We start from the raw sequence: 16,004 nt of genomic DNA, 5'->3' as shown, positions 1-16,004 counted from the left end.
CTCGCCGGGCGGGCGGCGCCGACCTGCGGCTGGGCACCGCGTCACCCGTCCCGGCGGCCGGGTGGTCGTCGCCTGGCACGGCGGCCGGGACCCGTCCAGAATCGCCCGCAGTCTGCGCCTGCCCGAGGACAAGCCGGCACGGATCCAGGAAGGGCTGTCGGAGCTGTTCGACGAGGTGAAGCGGCACGAGCTGAAGAGCCTGACGGCGTTCGCGGCGCGGTCATCCTGAGTCCTTCAGCCGGGCGGCCCTGGCGTGAAGGTAGCGCTGCTGCGGCAGGCTCATGGCGCGCCCGGCCGCCTCTTCGTACGCCTCCCGCGCCGCCGCGTGGTCCCCGCTCATCTCCAGCAGATGCGCCCGGACCGCGTACATGCGATGGTCGCCGGCGATGCGCTCGTCGGAGGCGAGCCGTTCGAGCCGGGCGAGCCCGGCGGCCGGACCCTGGGACATGGCCACGGCGACGGCGTGGTTGAGCGCCACCATGGGGTTGCCGGACAGCCGCATCAGCAGCTCGTAGAGAGCCGTGATCTGCGGCCAGTCGGTCTCCTCCGCGCTCGGCGCCTCGTCGTGCACCGCCGCGATGGCCGCCTGCAACTGGTACGGTCCCGGAGTCCCCCGGCTGAGCGCCCCCGTGACGAGCGCGACGCCCTCCTCGATCTGGGCGGCGTTCCACAGGCGGCGATCCTGCTCGGCCATCGGGATCAGTGCGCCATCAGGGCCGGTGCGGGCGGGGCGGCGGGCGTCGGTGAGCAACATGAGCGCGAGCAGCCCGGCCACCTCGGCGTCCTCGGGCAGCAGCCGGTGGACGACGCGGGCCAGCCGGATCGCCTCGGCGGCCAGTTCGGCGCGTTGGAGGTCGGGACCGGACGTGCTGGCGTACCCCTCGTTGAAGATCAGATAGAGCACGTGCAGCACCGCGGCGAGCCGTTCGGCGCGCTCGGCCGCGCCGGGCAGGCGGAAGCGCACGCCGCTGTCCTTGACGCGCTGCTTGGCCCGCGTGATGCGGCGCGTCATCGTCCCCTCCGGCACCAGGAACGCCCGGGCGATCTCCGCGGTCGTGAGGCCGCCGACCGCGCGGAGCGTGAGCGCGATCTGGGAGGACGGCGTCAGCGACGGGTGGCAGCACATGAACAGCAGCACGAGCGTGTCGTCGGTCGCATCGACCGGCTGGTCGGCGGCGGGGGTGAGCCAGTCGCCGGGCAACGTCCACGCCGCCACGGCGTCCTCGCGCCGCCGGCGCGCCTGCTCGCTGCGGAGCAGGTCGGTCAGCCGGCGCGAGGCCACCGTGATCAGCCAGGCACGCGGGTCGTCCGGCCTGCCCTCTTCCGGCCACTGGGCGGCGGCGGCGAGCAGCGCCTCCTGCACGGCGTCCTCGGCGGTGGGGAAGTGCCCGTAACGCCTGACGAGCGCGCCGAGGACCTGCGGCGCCAGCTCGCGCAGCAGGTCCTCGGTCCGCGTGTCGTCGATCAGAACCCCATGTCGTCGGCCGACTCCATGATGGGCCTGATGTCGGCGTAGGCGTTGTCGTAGACGTCGCCCGGGTAGGGGCACTGCCCCAGGCGGGCGGCGATCTCAGTGGCCCGGTCGATGCTCTCGCACTCCACGACCCAGTAGCCGGCCAGCACCTCCTGCGTCTCGGCGTACGGCCCGTCGGTGACGAACGGCTGACCGTCCCGCGCGCCGACCCTGCGCGTGTGGACCGGCGCGGCCAGGCCACGGGTCTCGACCAGTTCGCCCGATTCCTCCAGCTCCTTGTTGACGGTCGTCATGAACTCGCCCATGGCCGTCAGGTCCTCCTCGGTCCAGGCGGGCAGGCCGTCGGCGTCCTTGCCCGACATGGAGTCGTAGTCCCGCTGCGAAGCGTAGGAAAGGATCATGTACTTCATGGTTGGTGCCCTCTCTTCGGTGTCTTTCGCAGGGGACGTCGGAGCCGGGACGGCGGACCGGACCTCTCGCCGGGAACTTTTTTCGTCCCTGGCAGGATCGTAGGCGTGTCATACGCAACCACGGCGGACGGCGTCAAGCTGTCCTATCAGGTCCGCGGCGAGGGGCCGCCGCTCGTGCTGCTGCAGGGCCAGGCGAACAACCATCACTGGTGGGACCCGGTACGCGAGGACTTCGCCGCCGCCTATCGCACGATCACCTTCGATTACCGCGGCACGGGTGGCAGTGACAAACCCGACGAGCCGTACACGACCCGGGGCTTCGCCGCCGACGTGCTCGCTGTGCTGGACGAGCTGGGCGTGCGGCAGGCGCACGTCTACGGGACGTCGATGGGCGGGCGGGTGGCCCAGTGGCTGGCCGCCGACCATCCCGGGCGGGTCGGGGCGCTGGTGCTCGGTTGCAGCTCGCCGGGCGGCGCGCACGGGGTGGAACGCGGCAACGACGTACGCCGGTCGCTGGCCCAGCCGGACCGCGCGGCGGCCGAGCGGGCGCTGCTCGAGCTCATGTACACCCCGGCCTGGCTGGCCGGACACCCCGGCCCGTACCACACGGCCGGCGATTCCGGCATGCCCGCCTACGCCCGCCGCCGCCACCTGGCCGCCAGCGCGGGGCACGACAGCTGGGACGTGCTGCCGTCCATCACCGCTCCCACGCTGGTGGCGCACGGGACCGACGACGTGTTCAACCCGGCGGCCAACGCGCCACTGCTGGCCGGGCGTATCCCCGGGGCGGGGCTGCGGTGGATCGAGGGGGCGCGGCACGCGTACTTCGAGGAGTTTCGCGCGGTCGCGAGCCCTATGGTGCTGGAGTTCCTGGCCGGCCAGCCGCTCGGCTGAGGCGCTCGGACAGCGCGCGCAGGTGCGGGAGGAGTTCGGGCGGCTCGTGCACCTCGAACTCGCAACCCAGCGCGAGCAGCCGGAACGCCAGCCAGTCCAGGGTGTCGCCGGGCATGCGCAGCCGGCAGGTCCGCTCGCCGACCGGAGTGACCTCGCCCATTCCCCTGATCACCTCCGTGACGGGCGCGTGCAGTGTGACGACGGCCTCGTAGGTGGGGGCCGTCGAGTAGAGCTTGTCCCGCACGTACGCGGCGGCGTCCTCGGCAGGCGGCTCGCGCGGCACGATCCTGGCGCCGGTCGCGCGCAGGTCCGCGATGCGGTCGATGCGGTAGATCCGCCAGTCCTCGCGCTCGTGGTCGTGCCCGAGCAGATACCAGCGCCGCCCGGCCGCGACCAGCCGGTGCGGATCGACCAGGCGCGTACGGGTGACGCCGTCGTTGGCCCGATACGCGAATCGCACCCGCTCCCGGTTCGCCACGGCCGTCGCCAGCATGGTCAGCTGCTGGGGATCGACCTCGGGTGTCTCGACGGCAGGCAGCGGGACGGTGGCGCCGCCTAGAGATCTCACCCGATAGCGCAGCCGTGACGGCAACACCTGTTCCAGCTTGGCCAGTGCCCGTACCGACGCCTCCTCGATGCCCTGCACCGGGTGCCTGGCCGCGGTGGCCAGGCCGACGGCGATGGCCACCGCCTCCTCGTCGTCCAGCAGCAGCGGCGGCACGGCCTTGCCCGCGACCAGCCGGTAGCCGCCGTCGGCGCCCATGGTGGCCTCGACCGGGTAGCCGAGGTCGCGCAGGCGCTCGATGTCACGCCGGATCGTGCGCCGGCTGACGCCGAGCCGCTCGGCCAGCTCGCCTCCGGACCACTCGCGCGGGGTCTGGAGCAGCGACAGGAGGCTGAGGAGGCGGGATTCGCTCATGGAACCAGAATGCCGCGCCATATAGGACAGGTTCTGACCTACTTCGGAATTAGCGTGGCGGCAACGCACTTTCCAGGAGGAATCATGACTGTCAAGCCGATCCCCGAGGGCTACACCACCGTGACGCCATGGCTCATCTCGCACGACACGGCCGGGCTCATCGACTGGATCAAGAGCGCCTTCGACGCCGAGGAACTGGGCCGCGTCACCGACGAACAGGGCCGCATCGGCCACGCGGAGGTGCGGATCGGGAACGCGATCGTGATGTTGTTCGACGCGAAGCCGGACTGGCCGCCGACGCTGGGCTTCCTGCGCCTGTACGTCCCTGACGCCCACGCCACCCACCGCCGGGCTGTCGAGGCGGGCGGCACGTCCGTCACGGAGGTCACGCACCTCGCCTTCGGCGACCTCGTGGGCCGGGTCCGGGACCCGTTCGGGAACCTGTGGTGGATCCAGACCCACATCGAGGACGTCGGGCCGGAGGAGTGGGAGCGCCGCATGAGCGACCCGGAGTTCACCAAGGCGATGGAGTACGTCCAGGGCGCGGAGTTCTTCTCCGGCAGGCCGTGAAGGTCAGCTCCAGAGTGCGGCCAGTGCCCGCAGGTCCGGGGCGGACACCGCCGGGGCGCCCATCACGCTCGGGTACGGCGTGCCACGCCGCTCCAGGTACGCCCCCACCAGCCCGGCGCGCTGGGCGCCGTCGATGTCCCAGGGGTGCACCGCGACGAGGGCCGCCTGCTCTGGGCGCACGCCCGCGCGGCCGACGGCGTAGTCGTAGGCGGCGCGGGCGGGCTTCCACACCCCCGGGCCGCTCACGTCCAGCCTGGCCTCCACCAGGTCCAGCAGCCCTTCGCGGCGCAGGATGCCCTCGGTCATGGCCGCGGCCCCGTTCGTCATCGTGAACAGCCGGATGCCGCCCTCCCGCAACATCCGCATCCCCTCCGGCACGTCGGGATGCACCCGCAACTCGGCGAACCCGCTCAGCACATGGCCGATCGCCTTGTCCTCCAGGCCCATCCCCCTGAGCACGTCGCGGGCGACCTCGGCGAACTCGGCGTAGCCGCCGGCCACGGCCAGCGCGAAGCCGTCGCGCAGCACGCTCGCGAACCAGGTGTCCATGAGGTGTCCGGGCAGCCCGACCTCCTCGAACCTGGCGCGCAGCGGCTCCATGTCGGTGAGCGTCTCGTTCACGTCGAAGATCACGGCCTGCGGTCTGGTCATCTCTGCTCCTTGGGGTCTCTCAGCGAGTCGAGTGCGGCGCACACGCCCCGCCGCAGGGCGGCCGCGTCCGCGCCGGCCCGCGAGCGCAGGTTGACCCCGTAAGCCAGCAGGGCGAGCATCTCGGCGGTGGCGTCCAGGTCCAGGCCCGGGCGGAGATCCGCGGACTCCATGGCGGCGCGCATCGCCGTACGCAGCCGGTCCTGGTGCTGGTCCAGCAGGTCACGCACCTCCGGGTCGCCGCCTTCCGCGCCCGCGTGGGCGTTGGACACCATGCATCCCCAGCGGGCGTGCTCGCCGGCGCACCGGGCCTCGATCAGCCGGTCGAAGAAGCCCTCGATGGCCTCCAGGCCGCGCCCGTCGTCGGCCAGGGCTTGGAAGACAGGCTGCGAGCGCCGCTCGACGTAGCGGCGCAGCGCCTTCACGTACAGCTGCTGCTTGCCGCCGAAGGTGGCGTACAGGCTGGAGCGGCTGAGCCCGGTGGCCGCCACGACCTCCGCGATCCCCGTGGAGGCTGCGCCGCGCTGCCAGAACAAGCGCTCCACCTGCCCCAGCACGGCATCGGGATCGAAATGTTTCACATCCGGCATCGGCACTTCCCATCCTGGAACGGTTAGTCCAAGATAGCATCCGGCGCGTTGCGGTGGTCGGCCCGTCCTGAGGGACGGGCCGACCACCGGCTTCTAGGAGACTGCCTTGTCGGGACGTTCGGTGATGCGGATGAAGCTCAGGACAGGGTTGCCGATCCTTTCGTGGAAGGTCACGTTGAGGCGGCCGTCGCTGACCCGCACCGTGTGCTGCCGGCTGACGGCGGTGTTCGGCCCGGCCTCGCGGACCAGGTCGAGCGTCCGGATGACCGGCATGCCCTCGATGGCGACGTCGAAGACCCGCTTGCCGGGCAGCTGATGCCGGATCTCGGCGAAGCCCAGCTCGACGACGTAGACGCCGTCGGGGACGTTGTCGAACCGGTATTCGCGCATGCCCTCACGCACGCTGCCGAACAACTTCTGCTCGTTCGTGCCCTCGATCGTCTTGCCGCTGGTGCTCGACTTGTCGGACGCGGCCAGGTAGCCGTGCCCGCCGGGGGTGTACTTGTGGTCGGCCGCCCAGATATCGCCGGCCGCGTCGGTCACGCTCCGGCCGCTGCCCGCGTCCACGGCCACCTGATGCTTGGGCACGACCACGGACACCAGCACGGGGAAGGCCGGGTTGCGCCCACTGGCCGAGCGCACCACCAGCACGCCGGTGCGCACGGTCCCCGGCTCCATGCCCGCGCTGGACGCGGTGACCTCCAGGGCCGCGGACGTGCCCGCCGCGATCTCCCCACTCGCCGGGGTGACGCTCAGCCAGCCGCTCTGGCCGGGATCGACCTCGATCGTGTACGTCGTGTCCGCGCCCGTGTTGGTCAGCTCGACGGCGCCCTTCCTGCCGGCCGAGGCCGGCATGACCAGGGTGAGCTGCCCGGTGGAAGCGCTCACCCGGCCGGTGGTCAGCGCGGTGTCGAGCAGGCTGCGCTCGCCCGCCTTGACCGTTACGTCCTTGGTGAAGGTGCCGTAATTGTCCGCCGTGACCTCCAGCAGGTGGTCACCGGCGGGCGCCTGGCCTAGGAACATGCCGTCGGCCCCGGTGGTGAACGAGGCGGCCCCGCCTACCTTGACCGTCGCGCCCGCCAGCGGCTTGCCGTCGTTGGCGTCGGTGACGGTGCCGCTCACCAGGCCGTACTGCCGGGCGGCGAAGCCGAGACTCTGACCGTCGGAGATGGCGGCGAGGCCGGCGGAGTACTGCAGCGCGTCGGTGCCGTCTCCGTTCTCGATGCCGATCGTGGCGCCCTCACCCGCCGCGCGCGAGGTGGAGATCCCTCGGTAGCGGAAGTCGATGGAGCCGTTCTCACCGAGCAGCGCCTCGAACGAGAACCACTGGTCGGCGTCGTAGAAGCGGGCGTTGCGCCACTCGATGACGAAGGTGCGGTTCGGTGCGGTGCCGAGCGTGGCGGTGTAGAGACCGCCCCGCTCGTCCAGGGCCAGGTCGTCCCAGTAGGGGTAGATGCCGGCGTTGGGGGCGTCCGCATCGGCCAGGGGGTCGTTGCTCGGGAAGGAATACCAGAGGGGGTCGCCGAAGGCCAGGAACCCGTTGGTGCTGATAGTGCCGCGGCTGTACGTCCTGCCGTAGAACGGGAAGGCGAACGGCAGGTCGATCGACTGGACCTCGTCGTCGAACATGAGCGGCTGCTTGGTGGTGGCCTCCACGTATGCGTCCTTGCCGCTCCTGCAGGTGTAGCCGAAGGCGTCGGCGTTGGCGGGGAGCTCGATGTCCAGGGTCATCACCCCGGTCACCGTGACCGGCACGGTCTTCTCGTTCGAGCATCGTGAGGCCGGCGCGACGTTGAGGACGTAGTCCTTGTGGGGCAGCTTGAGCTCGTAATGACCAGTGGCGTCGGTGACGGCCGTCGCCGGGGTGCCGGCCGCCTGGACCGTGGCGCCCGCCTCCGGCGCGCCGGTGCTGGAGACCGTGCCCGACACCGTGCTCATGTGCTGGGCCACCATCGTCAGGTCCTGGGTGGCCGTCTGGTTGTCGGCGACGGTGGCCGTGCCGGTGGCGTCGTCGTAGCCGAACTTCCTGACGGTGATCTGGTAGTCGCCGCTCAGCAGGCGGGGCAACGTGTACGTCCCGTCCTGCCCGGTGGGCACCGTACGGCTCAGCGGCCCGGAGACGCTGACGCTCGCCCCGGCCACCGGGGAGCCCTCGGAGGTGACCTTGCCCGTCAGCGTGCCGAGCTCACCGGCCGGGGTGGCCTTGACCGCGGCATAGGCGTCCAGCCTGCCCTCGCCCCAGGTGAGGTTGTCGCCGGCGGTGCCGCCGCACCGTGCGTCGTCGACGTCGGAGGCGGTGCCGTCGAGCAGCGCCCGCGTCGCCTCGACGTCGCCCCGCAGGGTGGGCGAGGCCGACCACATCAGCGCCACCGTCGCCGCGACGTGCGGGCTGGCCATCGAGGTGCCGGACTTGATCCCGTACGCGTTGCCGGGCACGGCCGAGCGCACGTTCACGCCGGGTGCGGCGATGTTCGGCTTGATCTCGCCGTTCTCGCCGGGGCCGCGGGAGGATTCGGGCATGATCGTGCCATTGACGTCGAAGGACCCGGCGCTGTAGGAGGCCGCGTAGCCACCGGGCGAGCCGGTGGTGGTGCACGCAGGGCCGTTGTTGCCGTTGGAGAAGGCCGGGAAGATGCCCGCCGCCGCCCACGCCTCGACGATCTCCTTGTACCAGAGGTCCAGGCCCGCGCTGCCCCAGGAGTTGTTGACGATGTCGGGCGCGAGGTCGGGGCGCGGGTTCTGGCGGTTGAGGTCGGTGGGGGCGAGGATCCACTCGCCGGCCGCCAGCAGCGCGTAACCCGGGCAACCGCCGATGCCACACGCCTTGGTCGTGATCCATTTGGCGCCGGGGGCGACGCCGATGCCGTCGGCGCCGGCCAAGGTGCCCGTGACGTGGGTGCCGTGCGTGCGGTCGTCGCAGGGTACGCGGTTCGGGCACACGGCGGTCGGGTCGTACCAGTTGTAGTTGTGGTCCACCGTGCCGTCGGCCTGCGTGCCGCGGTAGCTGCCGATCAGGGCCGGGTGGTCCCACTGCACGCCGCTGTCGAGGGCGGCGATGACGATGCCCTCGCCGCGGTCGCCCAGCTCGTCCCAGACCTTGGGGGCGTTGACCCGGTCGACGTTCCACTCGACCGAGCCGGCCGCGGCCTGGGCGACGCCTGCCTTCGGCTCGGGTAACTCGACGACCTGGTCGGGGGCGATCTCTTCCACCTCGGGAAGCTTGGCGATCTCGGCCGCCAGGGCGGCGTCGCCGGTCACCTTGATCGTGTTGACGATCCAGAACGGGGTGAACTCGGCGCGCGCGGACTTGAGCAGCTTGCGCAGGTTGGCCTGGGAGGCGGTGGCGGTATCCGTCTTCGTCCGGTAGACCTGCCGGCCCTTGTCTGCCTTGGTCTTGGCGGTACGCGCCGATCGCAGGTCGGCCTTGTCCTTCAGCCGTACCCAGAAGGTGGCCTTGTCGTCGGCGGCCAGATCGGCTTGGACCACCCGATCGATCTTGTCGGACTCCGGTGGGGCCTGTGCGACCGCGGGGGTCTGGATGGCCATCACGGCGAGCGCGGTCCCGATCAGGACTGCTCGCCAAGGACGGGGAATGGACACACGATCTCCTTGAACAGTGCCCTCGGGAGGTGTGGGATCTTGTGAACCCACCGGGCAGCATCGTGAGTGGATCATGTGTTCGGTCGCAAGGGCGGGAAGCGAGATTTAACATTCGTGGCGGCCGGGCTCACTTCCTCGTGCAAGCCCTTAAAAGGCGCAGCTAGCTGCGGCTTTTCCGTCCGCGGGCCGGTCTGGCGTGAGCTGCCGCAGGGGTGGCGAGTTCAAGTCACCTGGCGGGAACACGACACCACGGTGGCGTTGGGGGGCAGCGCGTCCGCGTGATGGGAGGACCGCATCGGGCCGGTCCGGGTGCTACGGTGTCCGCATGTCCAGCCCCGAGGCGTCAAGACGCTAGCCACCGGTCGTCCGGTGGCTGATCTCGCGTTGTCGCCCCGCAGGCTCGCCCGCCCTTGAGGCCGGGCCTTTCGCGACCGCTCTCGCCACTCGGATCACCGTTTTCCGGGGTTCTTTCCAGCGCGGCAGGGCGACGTCCATCCGGCCTGCCCGCTTCCTTGTCGTCGATCCACGATGTGGTCGCGGAGTCTTCTCATGCCATTCGCTGTTTACCTGCTCGGGCTGGCGATCTTCGCCCAAGGGACGTCCGAGTTCATGTTGTCCGGGCTGGTGCCCGGGATCGCGCGGGACCTGCACGTGTCCATTCCGGCCGCGGGACTGCTGACCTCGGCGTTCGCCGCCGGGATGGTGGTGGGGGCGCCGCTGATGGCGGTGCTCGGCCTGCGCTGGCCGCGACGGAACGCGTTGCTGGCGTTCCTCCTCACCTTCCTGCTCGCCCACGTCGTCGGCGCGGTCACGACCAGCTACGGCGTGCTGCTTGTCACGCGGGTCGTCGCGGCGCTGGCCAACGCCGGGTTCCTGGCCGTGGCCATGGCGACCGCTCTCGGCATGGTCGCGCCGAACGCCAAAGGCCGGGCCACGTCCGTCCTGCTCGGCGGGGTCACGATGGCGTGCGTCGCCGGCGTACCCGGGGGTGCGGTGCTCGGGGAGGTGTGGGGGTGGCGGTCGGCGTTCTGGGCGGTGTCCTTCGCCCTGATCCCGGCCATCGTCGCGGTGCTGAAATCGGTGCCCGCCGGCGGCCCTCCGGCCGGCGCGGAGGCGGGCGGAGCTTCGGCAGCGCCTGGGGAGGCCCGCCGCCCGAGCGTGCGCCGCTCGAGCGTGCGCCGTTCGATCGTGCGCGCCGAGTTGCGGTCGCTGCGCCGGCCACGGCTGCTGGTGATGCTGGTCCTCGGCGCCCTGGTGAACGGCGCGACCTTCTGCACGTTCACGTACCTCGCACCATTGCTCACCGGAGTCACCGGTCTCCAGCCGGCCTGGATGCCCGCCATGCTGGCGCTGTTCGGGCTGGGTTCGTTCGCCGGGGTCACCATCAGCGGCCGAATCGCCGACGTGCGGCCCGTGCGGCTCCTGGCCATCGGCGGGCCGGCCCTGTCGCTCGGCTGGGCCGTTTTCGCGCTGACCGCCGGGTTCCCGGCAGTCGCATTCGTGCTCGTCTTCGTCCAGGGAACGCTGTCGTTCGCCGTCGGCTCCACGCTGATCTCGCAGGCACTGTACGCGGCGACCGGCGCCCCCACCCTGGGCGGGGCGTCCGCCACGGCCGCGCTCAACGTGGGCGCCACGGCGGGTCCCTGGCTCGGCGGCATCGTCATCGGCGCCGGGTTCGGCTACCGGTCGCCGCTGTGGGTCAGCGCGCTGCTGGTGATCGCCGCGCTGCTCCTGGGCGGCGTCGCCGCGCTCGCCGGTCGGCACGCGGCTCGGCGTGAGGATAGTCAGGCGGAGGTTTCTCCCATATGACCTAATCTTTCCGATATGCAGCAGGTCAGGGACGTGAACGGCACGCAGCTGGCCGTGGTCAGGCCGGCCTCCGGCGGGTTCCCACGGCACAGCCACGACGAGTACGTCATCAGCACCAACCTGTGTGGCCGCGAGGCGGTGCGTCTGGACCGGGCCTCGTTCGACGTGGACCTGGACGAGGTGACCGTCTACAACCCCGGCCAGGTCCAGTCCTGCACGACGCGGACGCCGGACGGGGCGGCGTTCGCGTGCGTGAGCTGGTACGTGCCGCCTGCCGTCCTCACCGCCCTGACCGGCGGCGCGCCGGTGGACTTCGAGCGCCCGCTCGTCCGCTCCGCCCCCCTGCGTGCTGAGCTGCTGCGGGCGGCCAGGGACCTGCCGGGCGGCGACCCGGCGCTGATCGAGGAGCGCCTCACGGTGCTCCTGCTGCGCCTGCTGGACCTCACCGGAACGAGTGCCACCCGCCGGCGCGGCCCGGACGGCACCAGCGGCCCCACCGGCGCCGGGACCGGCGACGGCAGGATCGCCGCCGTGCTCGACCGGCTCCGCGGCGATCTGTCCAACCCGCCGTCCCTGGCCGGTCTCGCCGAGGACGCCGGGATGTCCCGCGAACACCTCATCCGCTCGTTCACCCGGGCCACCGGCTGCCCACCGTACGCGTGGCACCTGCAGGCGCGGCTGGCCGAGGGGCGCCGGCGGCTGCGGCACGGCGAGCCGGTCGCCGACGTGGCCCACGCTTTGGGGTTCGCCGACCAGGCACATTTCCACCGGCACTTCACGGCCGCGTACGCCGTCACCCCCGGCCGCTACCGTCGCGTCAACATCTGACAAGACGCCCCGGGGCCGTTACCGCCAGATTGAACGTCATGTCCGAGATCTTCCTGCTGGCCTTCTGGGTGGGGTTGTTGTTCAACGCGGCACCGGGCGCGGTCTTCAGCGAGTCGCTGCGGCGGGGCGTGCGCGGCGGCTTCGGTCCGGCGTTCGCCGTGCAGGTCGGGTCGCTGGCGGGTGACGCCGTGTGGGCGCTGCTCGGTTTGGCCGGCGTCGGGGCGCTGTTCGCCGTGCCTGCTCTGCGCGTCCCGCTGACGGTGTCCGGGTGCCTGCTGCTGGGCTGGCTCGGGGTGACGGCCCTGCGGGAGGCCGCCTTCCCACCTGCCGAGGCGACCTCCCGCACCCCGTCACGACGGGGCGCGCTCTCGGTCGGCGCGGCCATGTCGCTCGGCAACCCCTGGAACGTCGTCTATTGGTCAGGGGCGGCCGGCGCGGTCAGCTCCGTCCTGGGGCGGGACGCGGGCGTGAGCGGCCTCGCCGTCTTCTTCACCGGTTTCATGACCTCCTCTCTGGCCTGGTGCTTCGTCTCCGCGGGCCTCATCGCCCTGCTCCGCAGAGCGCTGCCACCCCTGGCGGTACGCCTTCTGGAGGCGGCCTGCGGGCTGTCCCTGATCGTCTTCGCCGCCCTGCTCGCCGCCCGCCTGGCCCCGCTCTGACGGGGGCCTGTCACGTGCTTCCGCCGACGAGCGGCGAGCGGACCAGCACGTTTCTGGTCCACATCCCGAGGCGGTTCTTCGGCACCATCATCCGCACGTTGGGCCCGATCCGCTGCTTGCTCCTGACCAGCCCTCTGTGCCCTTCCTGGTAGTGCCGGAAGGCCGCCGTGTGATCGGGCGCGTTCGCGAGCGCCTCCGCGAGCCGGTACGCCCCCACGATCGCCAGCTCCGCTCCCGCTCCCGAGGCCGGCGCCGCGCAGTGGGCGGCATCGCCGACGAGCGTCACCCGGCCCGACGACCACGACGGCATGCGTACCTGGCTCAACGCGTCGAAGTAGAAATCGGGATCGTCGAGCGCCGTGGCCAGCAGCTCGCGCACCCGCCACGAGGTCTCGTGCCCGAACGCCTCCCGCACCAGCCGCTTGTGCTCCCCGACGTCGCGGTGGTCGTAGGCCAGCGGCCCCGACCGGAACATGAAGTACGCCATGGCCTGCGCGTGGTTGCCCGACCGGTAGATGCCCGCCATCTTCCCCGGCAGGTTGTACATCGTCACGTGACGGTCCTCCCCCAGCGCCGCGTCCGTCTTGGCGAAGGCGAAGTAGTGCCCCATGTGCCGGACGAACCCGCTCTCGGGCCCGAAGGCCAGCCGCCGCACCGTGGAGTGCAGCCCATCCGCGCCTACCACCAGGTCGAACCGCCTGCTCACGCCCCTGTCGAAGGACACCGTCACCCCGTCGTCGTCCTGCTCGATGCCCTGCACAGCGGTGCCGAAGAGGTGCTCGACACCCGATCCCCCCGCCTCGTGGAGCAGCCTCACCAGGTCGCCGCGCATGATCTCGACCTCGCCGCCCCCGCTCTGCAGGCGTCGCATGTCGATGCGGGCCACGGCCCGGTCGTCGGCGTCGACGAACCGGATGCCCCGCACATCCGCCGCCGCCTCCCGGACCCGCGGCATGATCCCCATCCGCTCGGCCACCGCCATCGCCTCGTCCCGCAGGTCGACGCCGTTCCCGCCCACGCGCAGCCCAGGGGCTCGCTCGACCAGGGTGGGCCGCAGCCCGTGCCTGGCCAGCCAGTGCGCCAGCGTCGTCCCCGCGATGCTCGCCCCTGCGATCAGAATTCGCCCGCCCATCATGGCCTCCCTGACCATCGGTCAGTGGCCTACTCTAGGCTCCAGACCCCGGGTCAGGCAATGCGTAGAATCGGCGGCGTGACGGACGACACCCGCTCGCGCATCCTTCAGGTGGCGCTCGACCTGTTCGCCGCGCGCGGCTACCACGCCACCTCGATCCGCGAGATCGCCGAGCGCCTGGAGCTGACCAAGACCGCGGTTCTCTACCATTTCCCCAGCAAGGGCGCCATCATCGCGGCGCTGGCCGAGCCGATGCTGACCGACATGCAGGCGGCGCTGGACGCGGCCGGCCGCCTGCCGGCCGGCGACGAGCGCCGGCGGCGGTGGGCCGTCATCGAGGGCCTGCTGGATGTGTGGCTGGCCCACCGTTACCTGCTCAGGCTGCAACTGAGGGACCTGGCGCTGGCCTCCGAAGAGCCTGTCTTCGAGCGTTTTCGAGACGCCGCCGTCCTGGCCGAGCACCTCATCGCCGGGCCGCTCGCGGATCACGTGGTGCGGATCCGGGCGGTGCAGGCGTTCGCCATGCTCAGCGACCCCGTCGTGATGTTCGCGGACCTGCCCGCCGACCTGCTGCGACCCGCTGTGCTGTCAGGGGTGGAACGGCTACTGGAAGAGCCGGCCCCGAGCCGCGCCGCACCGCGGCCGGTGGGACGCCGGCGTGGCCGGCCGGGGGCGCTGAGCCCGGAGGCGGTCGAGACGGCGCGGCGCATGCACGCCTCCGGCCGGCACACTGCCGCCGAGATCGCCCGCACGCTCGGCGTGTCCCGCGCGACGCTCTACCGGCACCTTTCCGGGTCTTAATTTCGAGACGCAATATGCGACATTTTCAAGACACTGATCGGCACAGGCCTTCCGTACGCCTCAGATGATCGCGAGCCGCGGGGTTCCGCCTTTCACCGGGGAGCGAAGGCGTCCAGCGCCGCGAAGATCTCTTTCCGCATCGTCTCGCTGCCGGTGTGCCCGGAGTCGTCCACCACGACCAGCCGGGCGTCGGGCCACGCCTGGGCCAGGTGCCACGCCGTGTCGACCGGCCCGCCCAGGTCCAGGCGGCCGTGGATGAGCACGCCGGGGATCCCGGCCAGCCGCCCGGCCTCGCGCAGCAACACGCCCTCCTCCAGCCAGGCGCCGTTGGAGAAGTAATGCGAGCAGATCCGCGTCATGGCCATGACGGCCTCGTCGGGCCGGTCGCTGTAGGCGTTCGGCTTGCCGTTGGTCTCCAGGGAGATCACCGCGTCCTCCCAGGTGACCCAGTCGCGGGCGGCCTTCGCACGGACGGCGGGGTCCGGGTCGGCCAGGAGCCGCGAGTACGCCGCCAGCAACGCGAAGGTGTCGCCGTCGCGGTCGGCCTCCGGCACGCCCTGCCTGAACCGCTCCCATTCCTCGGGGAAGAACCTGCCGACGCCTCGGTAGAGCCAGTCGATCTCGAAGCGGCGCGTGGTCGTCACAGCGGGGATGACGATCTCCGACACACGCTCGGGATGCGCCTCGGCGTAGGCCAGGATCAGCGTCGAGCCCCACGAGCCGCCGTACAGCAGCCATTTGCCGATGCCGAGGTGCTCACGCAGCACCTCCATGTCGGCGATCAGGTGGTGCGTGGTGTTGGCGCTCAGGTCGGTCGCCGGGTCACTGGCGTGCGGCCGGCTGCGGCCGCAGTTGCGCTGGTCGAACAGGACGATCCGATAACGCTCCGGGTCGAACGTCTTCCGCACGCCGACCGAGCAGCCCGAGCCCGGCCCGCCGTGCACGACGAGCGCGGGCTTGCCCTCGGGGTTGCCGCAGACCTCCCAATAGACGAGGTTGCCATCGCCGACGTCGAGCATGCCGTGGTCGTAGGGCTCAATCGGGGGATACAAGCGGACGGCTCCTCTCACCGATGTAACAGTGCTTATATATTAGCCGTCACTCGAGCGACTTGAGCTCCTCCACGTATTCCTTGATGGGCTTCAGCCCGACGTCCGCACGCCGCTCGTCCACCTCCGCCTCGTTCTCGATCGGGGTGCGGGGGCGCCAGTTTCCCTGCGGATCGGTCTCCCACTGCGTGCCGTACACCTGCGGCTTCTTCTCCGCCACCCGCACCCGATCCACGAGATAGGCCAGGTCGGAGGGATCCGCCTCGTCCTTCTCCACGGCCTGGCGCATCAGCTCCAGGCCGCGGCGTTGCAGGTCGAGGTCGCGGTCGGCGTGCTGGATCAGCGCCCAGGCGGCGTGCGCGCCGTCCTTGCCGACCATCGAGTGGCCCGGCCAGCCGTGCGCGTCGAGGATCTGGCGCATGCGGTCGGTGTTGGCCTTCTCCACCCGGTTCCAGTCCTCCTCGGTCGCCTCGAGCGTCCGGACCTCCTGGTCGACCTTCAACATCTGCAGCAACTCGGTGCGTAACGTGGGACTGGACGGCGGATCGTCGCCGCAGGCCGCGACCGCCATGAGGACGGCGAGGGCACACACCACCAGTGCACGCATGTCGGCTCCTCCCG

At 71.3% G+C, this 16,004-nt stretch carries 16 protein-coding genes; 7 read left to right on the top strand and 9 right to left on the bottom strand.

What is annotated here, in order from left to right:
- Positions 1–61 precede the first annotated feature (61 nt).
- Entirely contained in the window at positions 62–229 is a 168-nt protein-coding gene (locus OHA25_RS17780) for a hypothetical protein (protein WP_327588685.1), read from the top strand.
- Here the strand turns inward: OHA25_RS17780 and OHA25_RS17775 are convergent.
- Both OHA25_RS17775 and OHA25_RS17770 read right to left on the bottom strand, forming a co-directional pair.
- The gene (locus tag OHA25_RS17775) at positions 221–1,549 is read right to left on the bottom strand and encodes an RNA polymerase sigma factor (protein WP_442942119.1); all 1,329 of its coding nucleotides are present in this window, start codon (positions 1,547–1,549) and stop codon (positions 221–223) included. The genes OHA25_RS17780 and OHA25_RS17775 overlap by 9 nt on opposite strands.
- On the bottom strand, positions 1,465–1,875 hold the full coding sequence (locus tag OHA25_RS17770; protein ID WP_327588684.1) for a YciI family protein: 411 nt from the start codon (positions 1,873–1,875) through the stop codon (positions 1,465–1,467). Before OHA25_RS17770 ends, OHA25_RS17775 begins: the two co-directional genes overlap by 85 nt.
- Positions 1,876–1,989: 114 nt before the next feature.
- On the opposite strand from OHA25_RS17770, the gene OHA25_RS17765 reads away from it, so the two are divergent.
- On the top strand, positions 1,990–2,778 hold the full coding sequence (locus tag OHA25_RS17765; RefSeq protein WP_327588683.1) for an alpha/beta fold hydrolase: 789 nt from the start codon (positions 1,990–1,992) through the stop codon (positions 2,776–2,778).
- Here OHA25_RS17765 and OHA25_RS17760 read toward each other — a convergent pair.
- The gene (locus tag OHA25_RS17760; RefSeq protein ID WP_327588682.1) at positions 2,738–3,697 is read right to left on the bottom strand and encodes a helix-turn-helix transcriptional regulator; all 960 of its coding nucleotides are present in this window, start codon (positions 3,695–3,697) and stop codon (positions 2,738–2,740) included. The two genes, OHA25_RS17765 and OHA25_RS17760, sit on opposite strands and share 41 nt — an antisense overlap.
- A gap of 84 nt (positions 3,698–3,781) precedes the next feature.
- On the opposite strand from OHA25_RS17760, the gene OHA25_RS17755 reads away from it, so the two are divergent.
- The gene (locus tag OHA25_RS17755) at positions 3,782–4,267 is read left to right on the top strand and encodes a VOC family protein (protein ID WP_327588681.1); all 486 of its coding nucleotides are present in this window, start codon (positions 3,782–3,784) and stop codon (positions 4,265–4,267) included.
- Between the two features lie 3 nt (positions 4,268–4,270).
- Here OHA25_RS17755 and OHA25_RS17750 read toward each other — a convergent pair whose 3' ends face one another.
- From OHA25_RS17750 to OHA25_RS17740, 3 genes are all read right to left on the bottom strand, one after another.
- Positions 4,271–4,918 (bottom strand): haloacid dehalogenase type II, encoded by a 648-nt coding sequence (locus tag OHA25_RS17750; protein ID WP_327588680.1) that lies wholly within the window; start codon positions 4,916–4,918, stop codon positions 4,271–4,273.
- Positions 4,915–5,505 (bottom strand): TetR/AcrR family transcriptional regulator, encoded by a 591-nt coding sequence (locus tag OHA25_RS17745; protein WP_327588679.1) that lies wholly within the window; start codon positions 5,503–5,505, stop codon positions 4,915–4,917. Before OHA25_RS17745 ends, OHA25_RS17750 begins: the two co-directional genes overlap by 4 nt.
- A 93-nt stretch (positions 5,506–5,598) precedes the next feature.
- A complete protein-coding gene (locus OHA25_RS17740; RefSeq protein ID WP_327588678.1) occupies positions 5,599–9,105 on the bottom strand; it encodes a S8 family serine peptidase in 3,507 nt (1,168 codons plus the stop codon).
- Positions 9,106–9,654: 549 nt separating this feature from the next.
- Between OHA25_RS17740 and OHA25_RS17735 the strand changes: the two genes are divergently transcribed.
- The 3 genes from OHA25_RS17735 to OHA25_RS17725 are packed head-to-tail and all read left to right on the top strand — an operon-like array spanning position 9,655 to position 12,401.
- Positions 9,655–10,914 carry a Cmx/CmrA family chloramphenicol efflux MFS transporter gene (locus OHA25_RS17735; protein ID WP_327588677.1) on the top strand — a complete coding sequence of 420 codons (1,260 nt, stop codon included), beginning with the start codon at positions 9,655–9,657 and terminating at the stop codon, positions 10,912–10,914.
- 15 nt (positions 10,915–10,929) lie between these two features.
- Positions 10,930–11,742: an AraC family transcriptional regulator gene (locus OHA25_RS17730; protein ID WP_327588676.1), complete on the top strand. Its 813-nt coding sequence runs from the start codon at positions 10,930–10,932 to the stop codon at positions 11,740–11,742.
- A 38-nt stretch (positions 11,743–11,780) separates the two neighbouring features.
- A complete protein-coding gene (locus OHA25_RS17725) occupies positions 11,781–12,401 on the top strand; it encodes a LysE family transporter (RefSeq protein ID WP_327588675.1) in 621 nt (206 codons plus the stop codon).
- Between the two features lie 10 nt (positions 12,402–12,411).
- On the opposite strand, the gene OHA25_RS17720 is transcribed toward OHA25_RS17725, so the two are convergent.
- Positions 12,412–13,533, bottom strand: coding sequence for an FAD-dependent monooxygenase (locus OHA25_RS17720; protein WP_327588674.1), 1,122 nt, complete (start codon positions 13,531–13,533; stop codon positions 12,412–12,414).
- Between the two features lie 78 nt (positions 13,534–13,611).
- On the opposite strand from OHA25_RS17720, the gene OHA25_RS17715 reads away from it, so the two are divergent.
- A complete protein-coding gene (locus OHA25_RS17715; protein WP_327588673.1) occupies positions 13,612–14,334 on the top strand; it encodes a TetR family transcriptional regulator in 723 nt (240 codons plus the stop codon).
- Positions 14,335–14,426: 92 nt separating this feature from the next.
- On the opposite strand, the gene pip is transcribed toward OHA25_RS17715, so the two are convergent.
- Both pip and OHA25_RS17705 read right to left on the bottom strand, forming a co-directional pair.
- Positions 14,427–15,386, bottom strand: a complete 960-nt coding sequence (gene pip, locus OHA25_RS17710; protein WP_327588672.1) for a prolyl aminopeptidase — start codon at positions 15,384–15,386, stop codon at positions 14,427–14,429.
- 46 nt (positions 15,387–15,432) lie between these two features.
- Positions 15,433–15,990, bottom strand: a complete 558-nt coding sequence (locus OHA25_RS17705; RefSeq protein WP_327588671.1) for a DUF6624 domain-containing protein — start codon at positions 15,988–15,990, stop codon at positions 15,433–15,435.
- Positions 15,991–16,004: the final 14 nt, after the last annotated feature.

Source organism: Nonomuraea sp. NBC_00507 (genome assembly GCF_036013525.1).
In the GTDB taxonomy this organism is placed as follows: domain Bacteria; phylum Actinomycetota; class Actinomycetes; order Streptosporangiales; family Streptosporangiaceae; genus Nonomuraea.
The sequence above is the reverse complement of the archived record's forward strand: the minus strand, read 5'-3'. Positions and strand labels throughout refer to the sequence as shown.

Excerpts from the sequence above, each read along its gene's own strand:
- OHA25_RS17770 (WP_327588684.1), bottom strand. The coding sequence starts at position 1,875 with ATGATCCTTTCCTACGCTTCGCAGCGGGACTACGACTCCATGTCGGGC.
- OHA25_RS17760 (WP_327588682.1), bottom strand. The coding sequence starts at position 3,697 with ATGAGCGAATCCCGCCTCCTCAGCCTCCTGTCGCTGCTCCAGACCCCG.
- OHA25_RS17755 (WP_327588681.1), top strand. The coding sequence starts at position 3,782 with ATGACTGTCAAGCCGATCCCCGAGGGCTACACCACCGTGACGCCATGG.
- OHA25_RS17750 (WP_327588680.1), bottom strand. The coding sequence starts at position 4,918 with ATGACCAGACCGCAGGCCGTGATCTTCGACGTGAACGAGACGCTCACC.
- OHA25_RS17745 (WP_327588679.1), bottom strand. The coding sequence starts at position 5,505 with ATGCCGGATGTGAAACATTTCGATCCCGATGCCGTGCTGGGGCAGGTG.
- OHA25_RS17735 (WP_327588677.1), top strand. The coding sequence starts at position 9,655 with ATGCCATTCGCTGTTTACCTGCTCGGGCTGGCGATCTTCGCCCAAGGG.
- OHA25_RS17730 (WP_327588676.1), top strand. The coding sequence starts at position 10,930 with ATGCAGCAGGTCAGGGACGTGAACGGCACGCAGCTGGCCGTGGTCAGG.
- OHA25_RS17725 (WP_327588675.1), top strand. The coding sequence starts at position 11,781 with ATGTCCGAGATCTTCCTGCTGGCCTTCTGGGTGGGGTTGTTGTTCAAC.
- OHA25_RS17720 (WP_327588674.1), bottom strand. The coding sequence starts at position 13,533 with ATGGGCGGGCGAATTCTGATCGCAGGGGCGAGCATCGCGGGGACGACG.
- OHA25_RS17705 (WP_327588671.1), bottom strand. The coding sequence starts at position 15,990 with ATGCGTGCACTGGTGGTGTGTGCCCTCGCCGTCCTCATGGCGGTCGCG.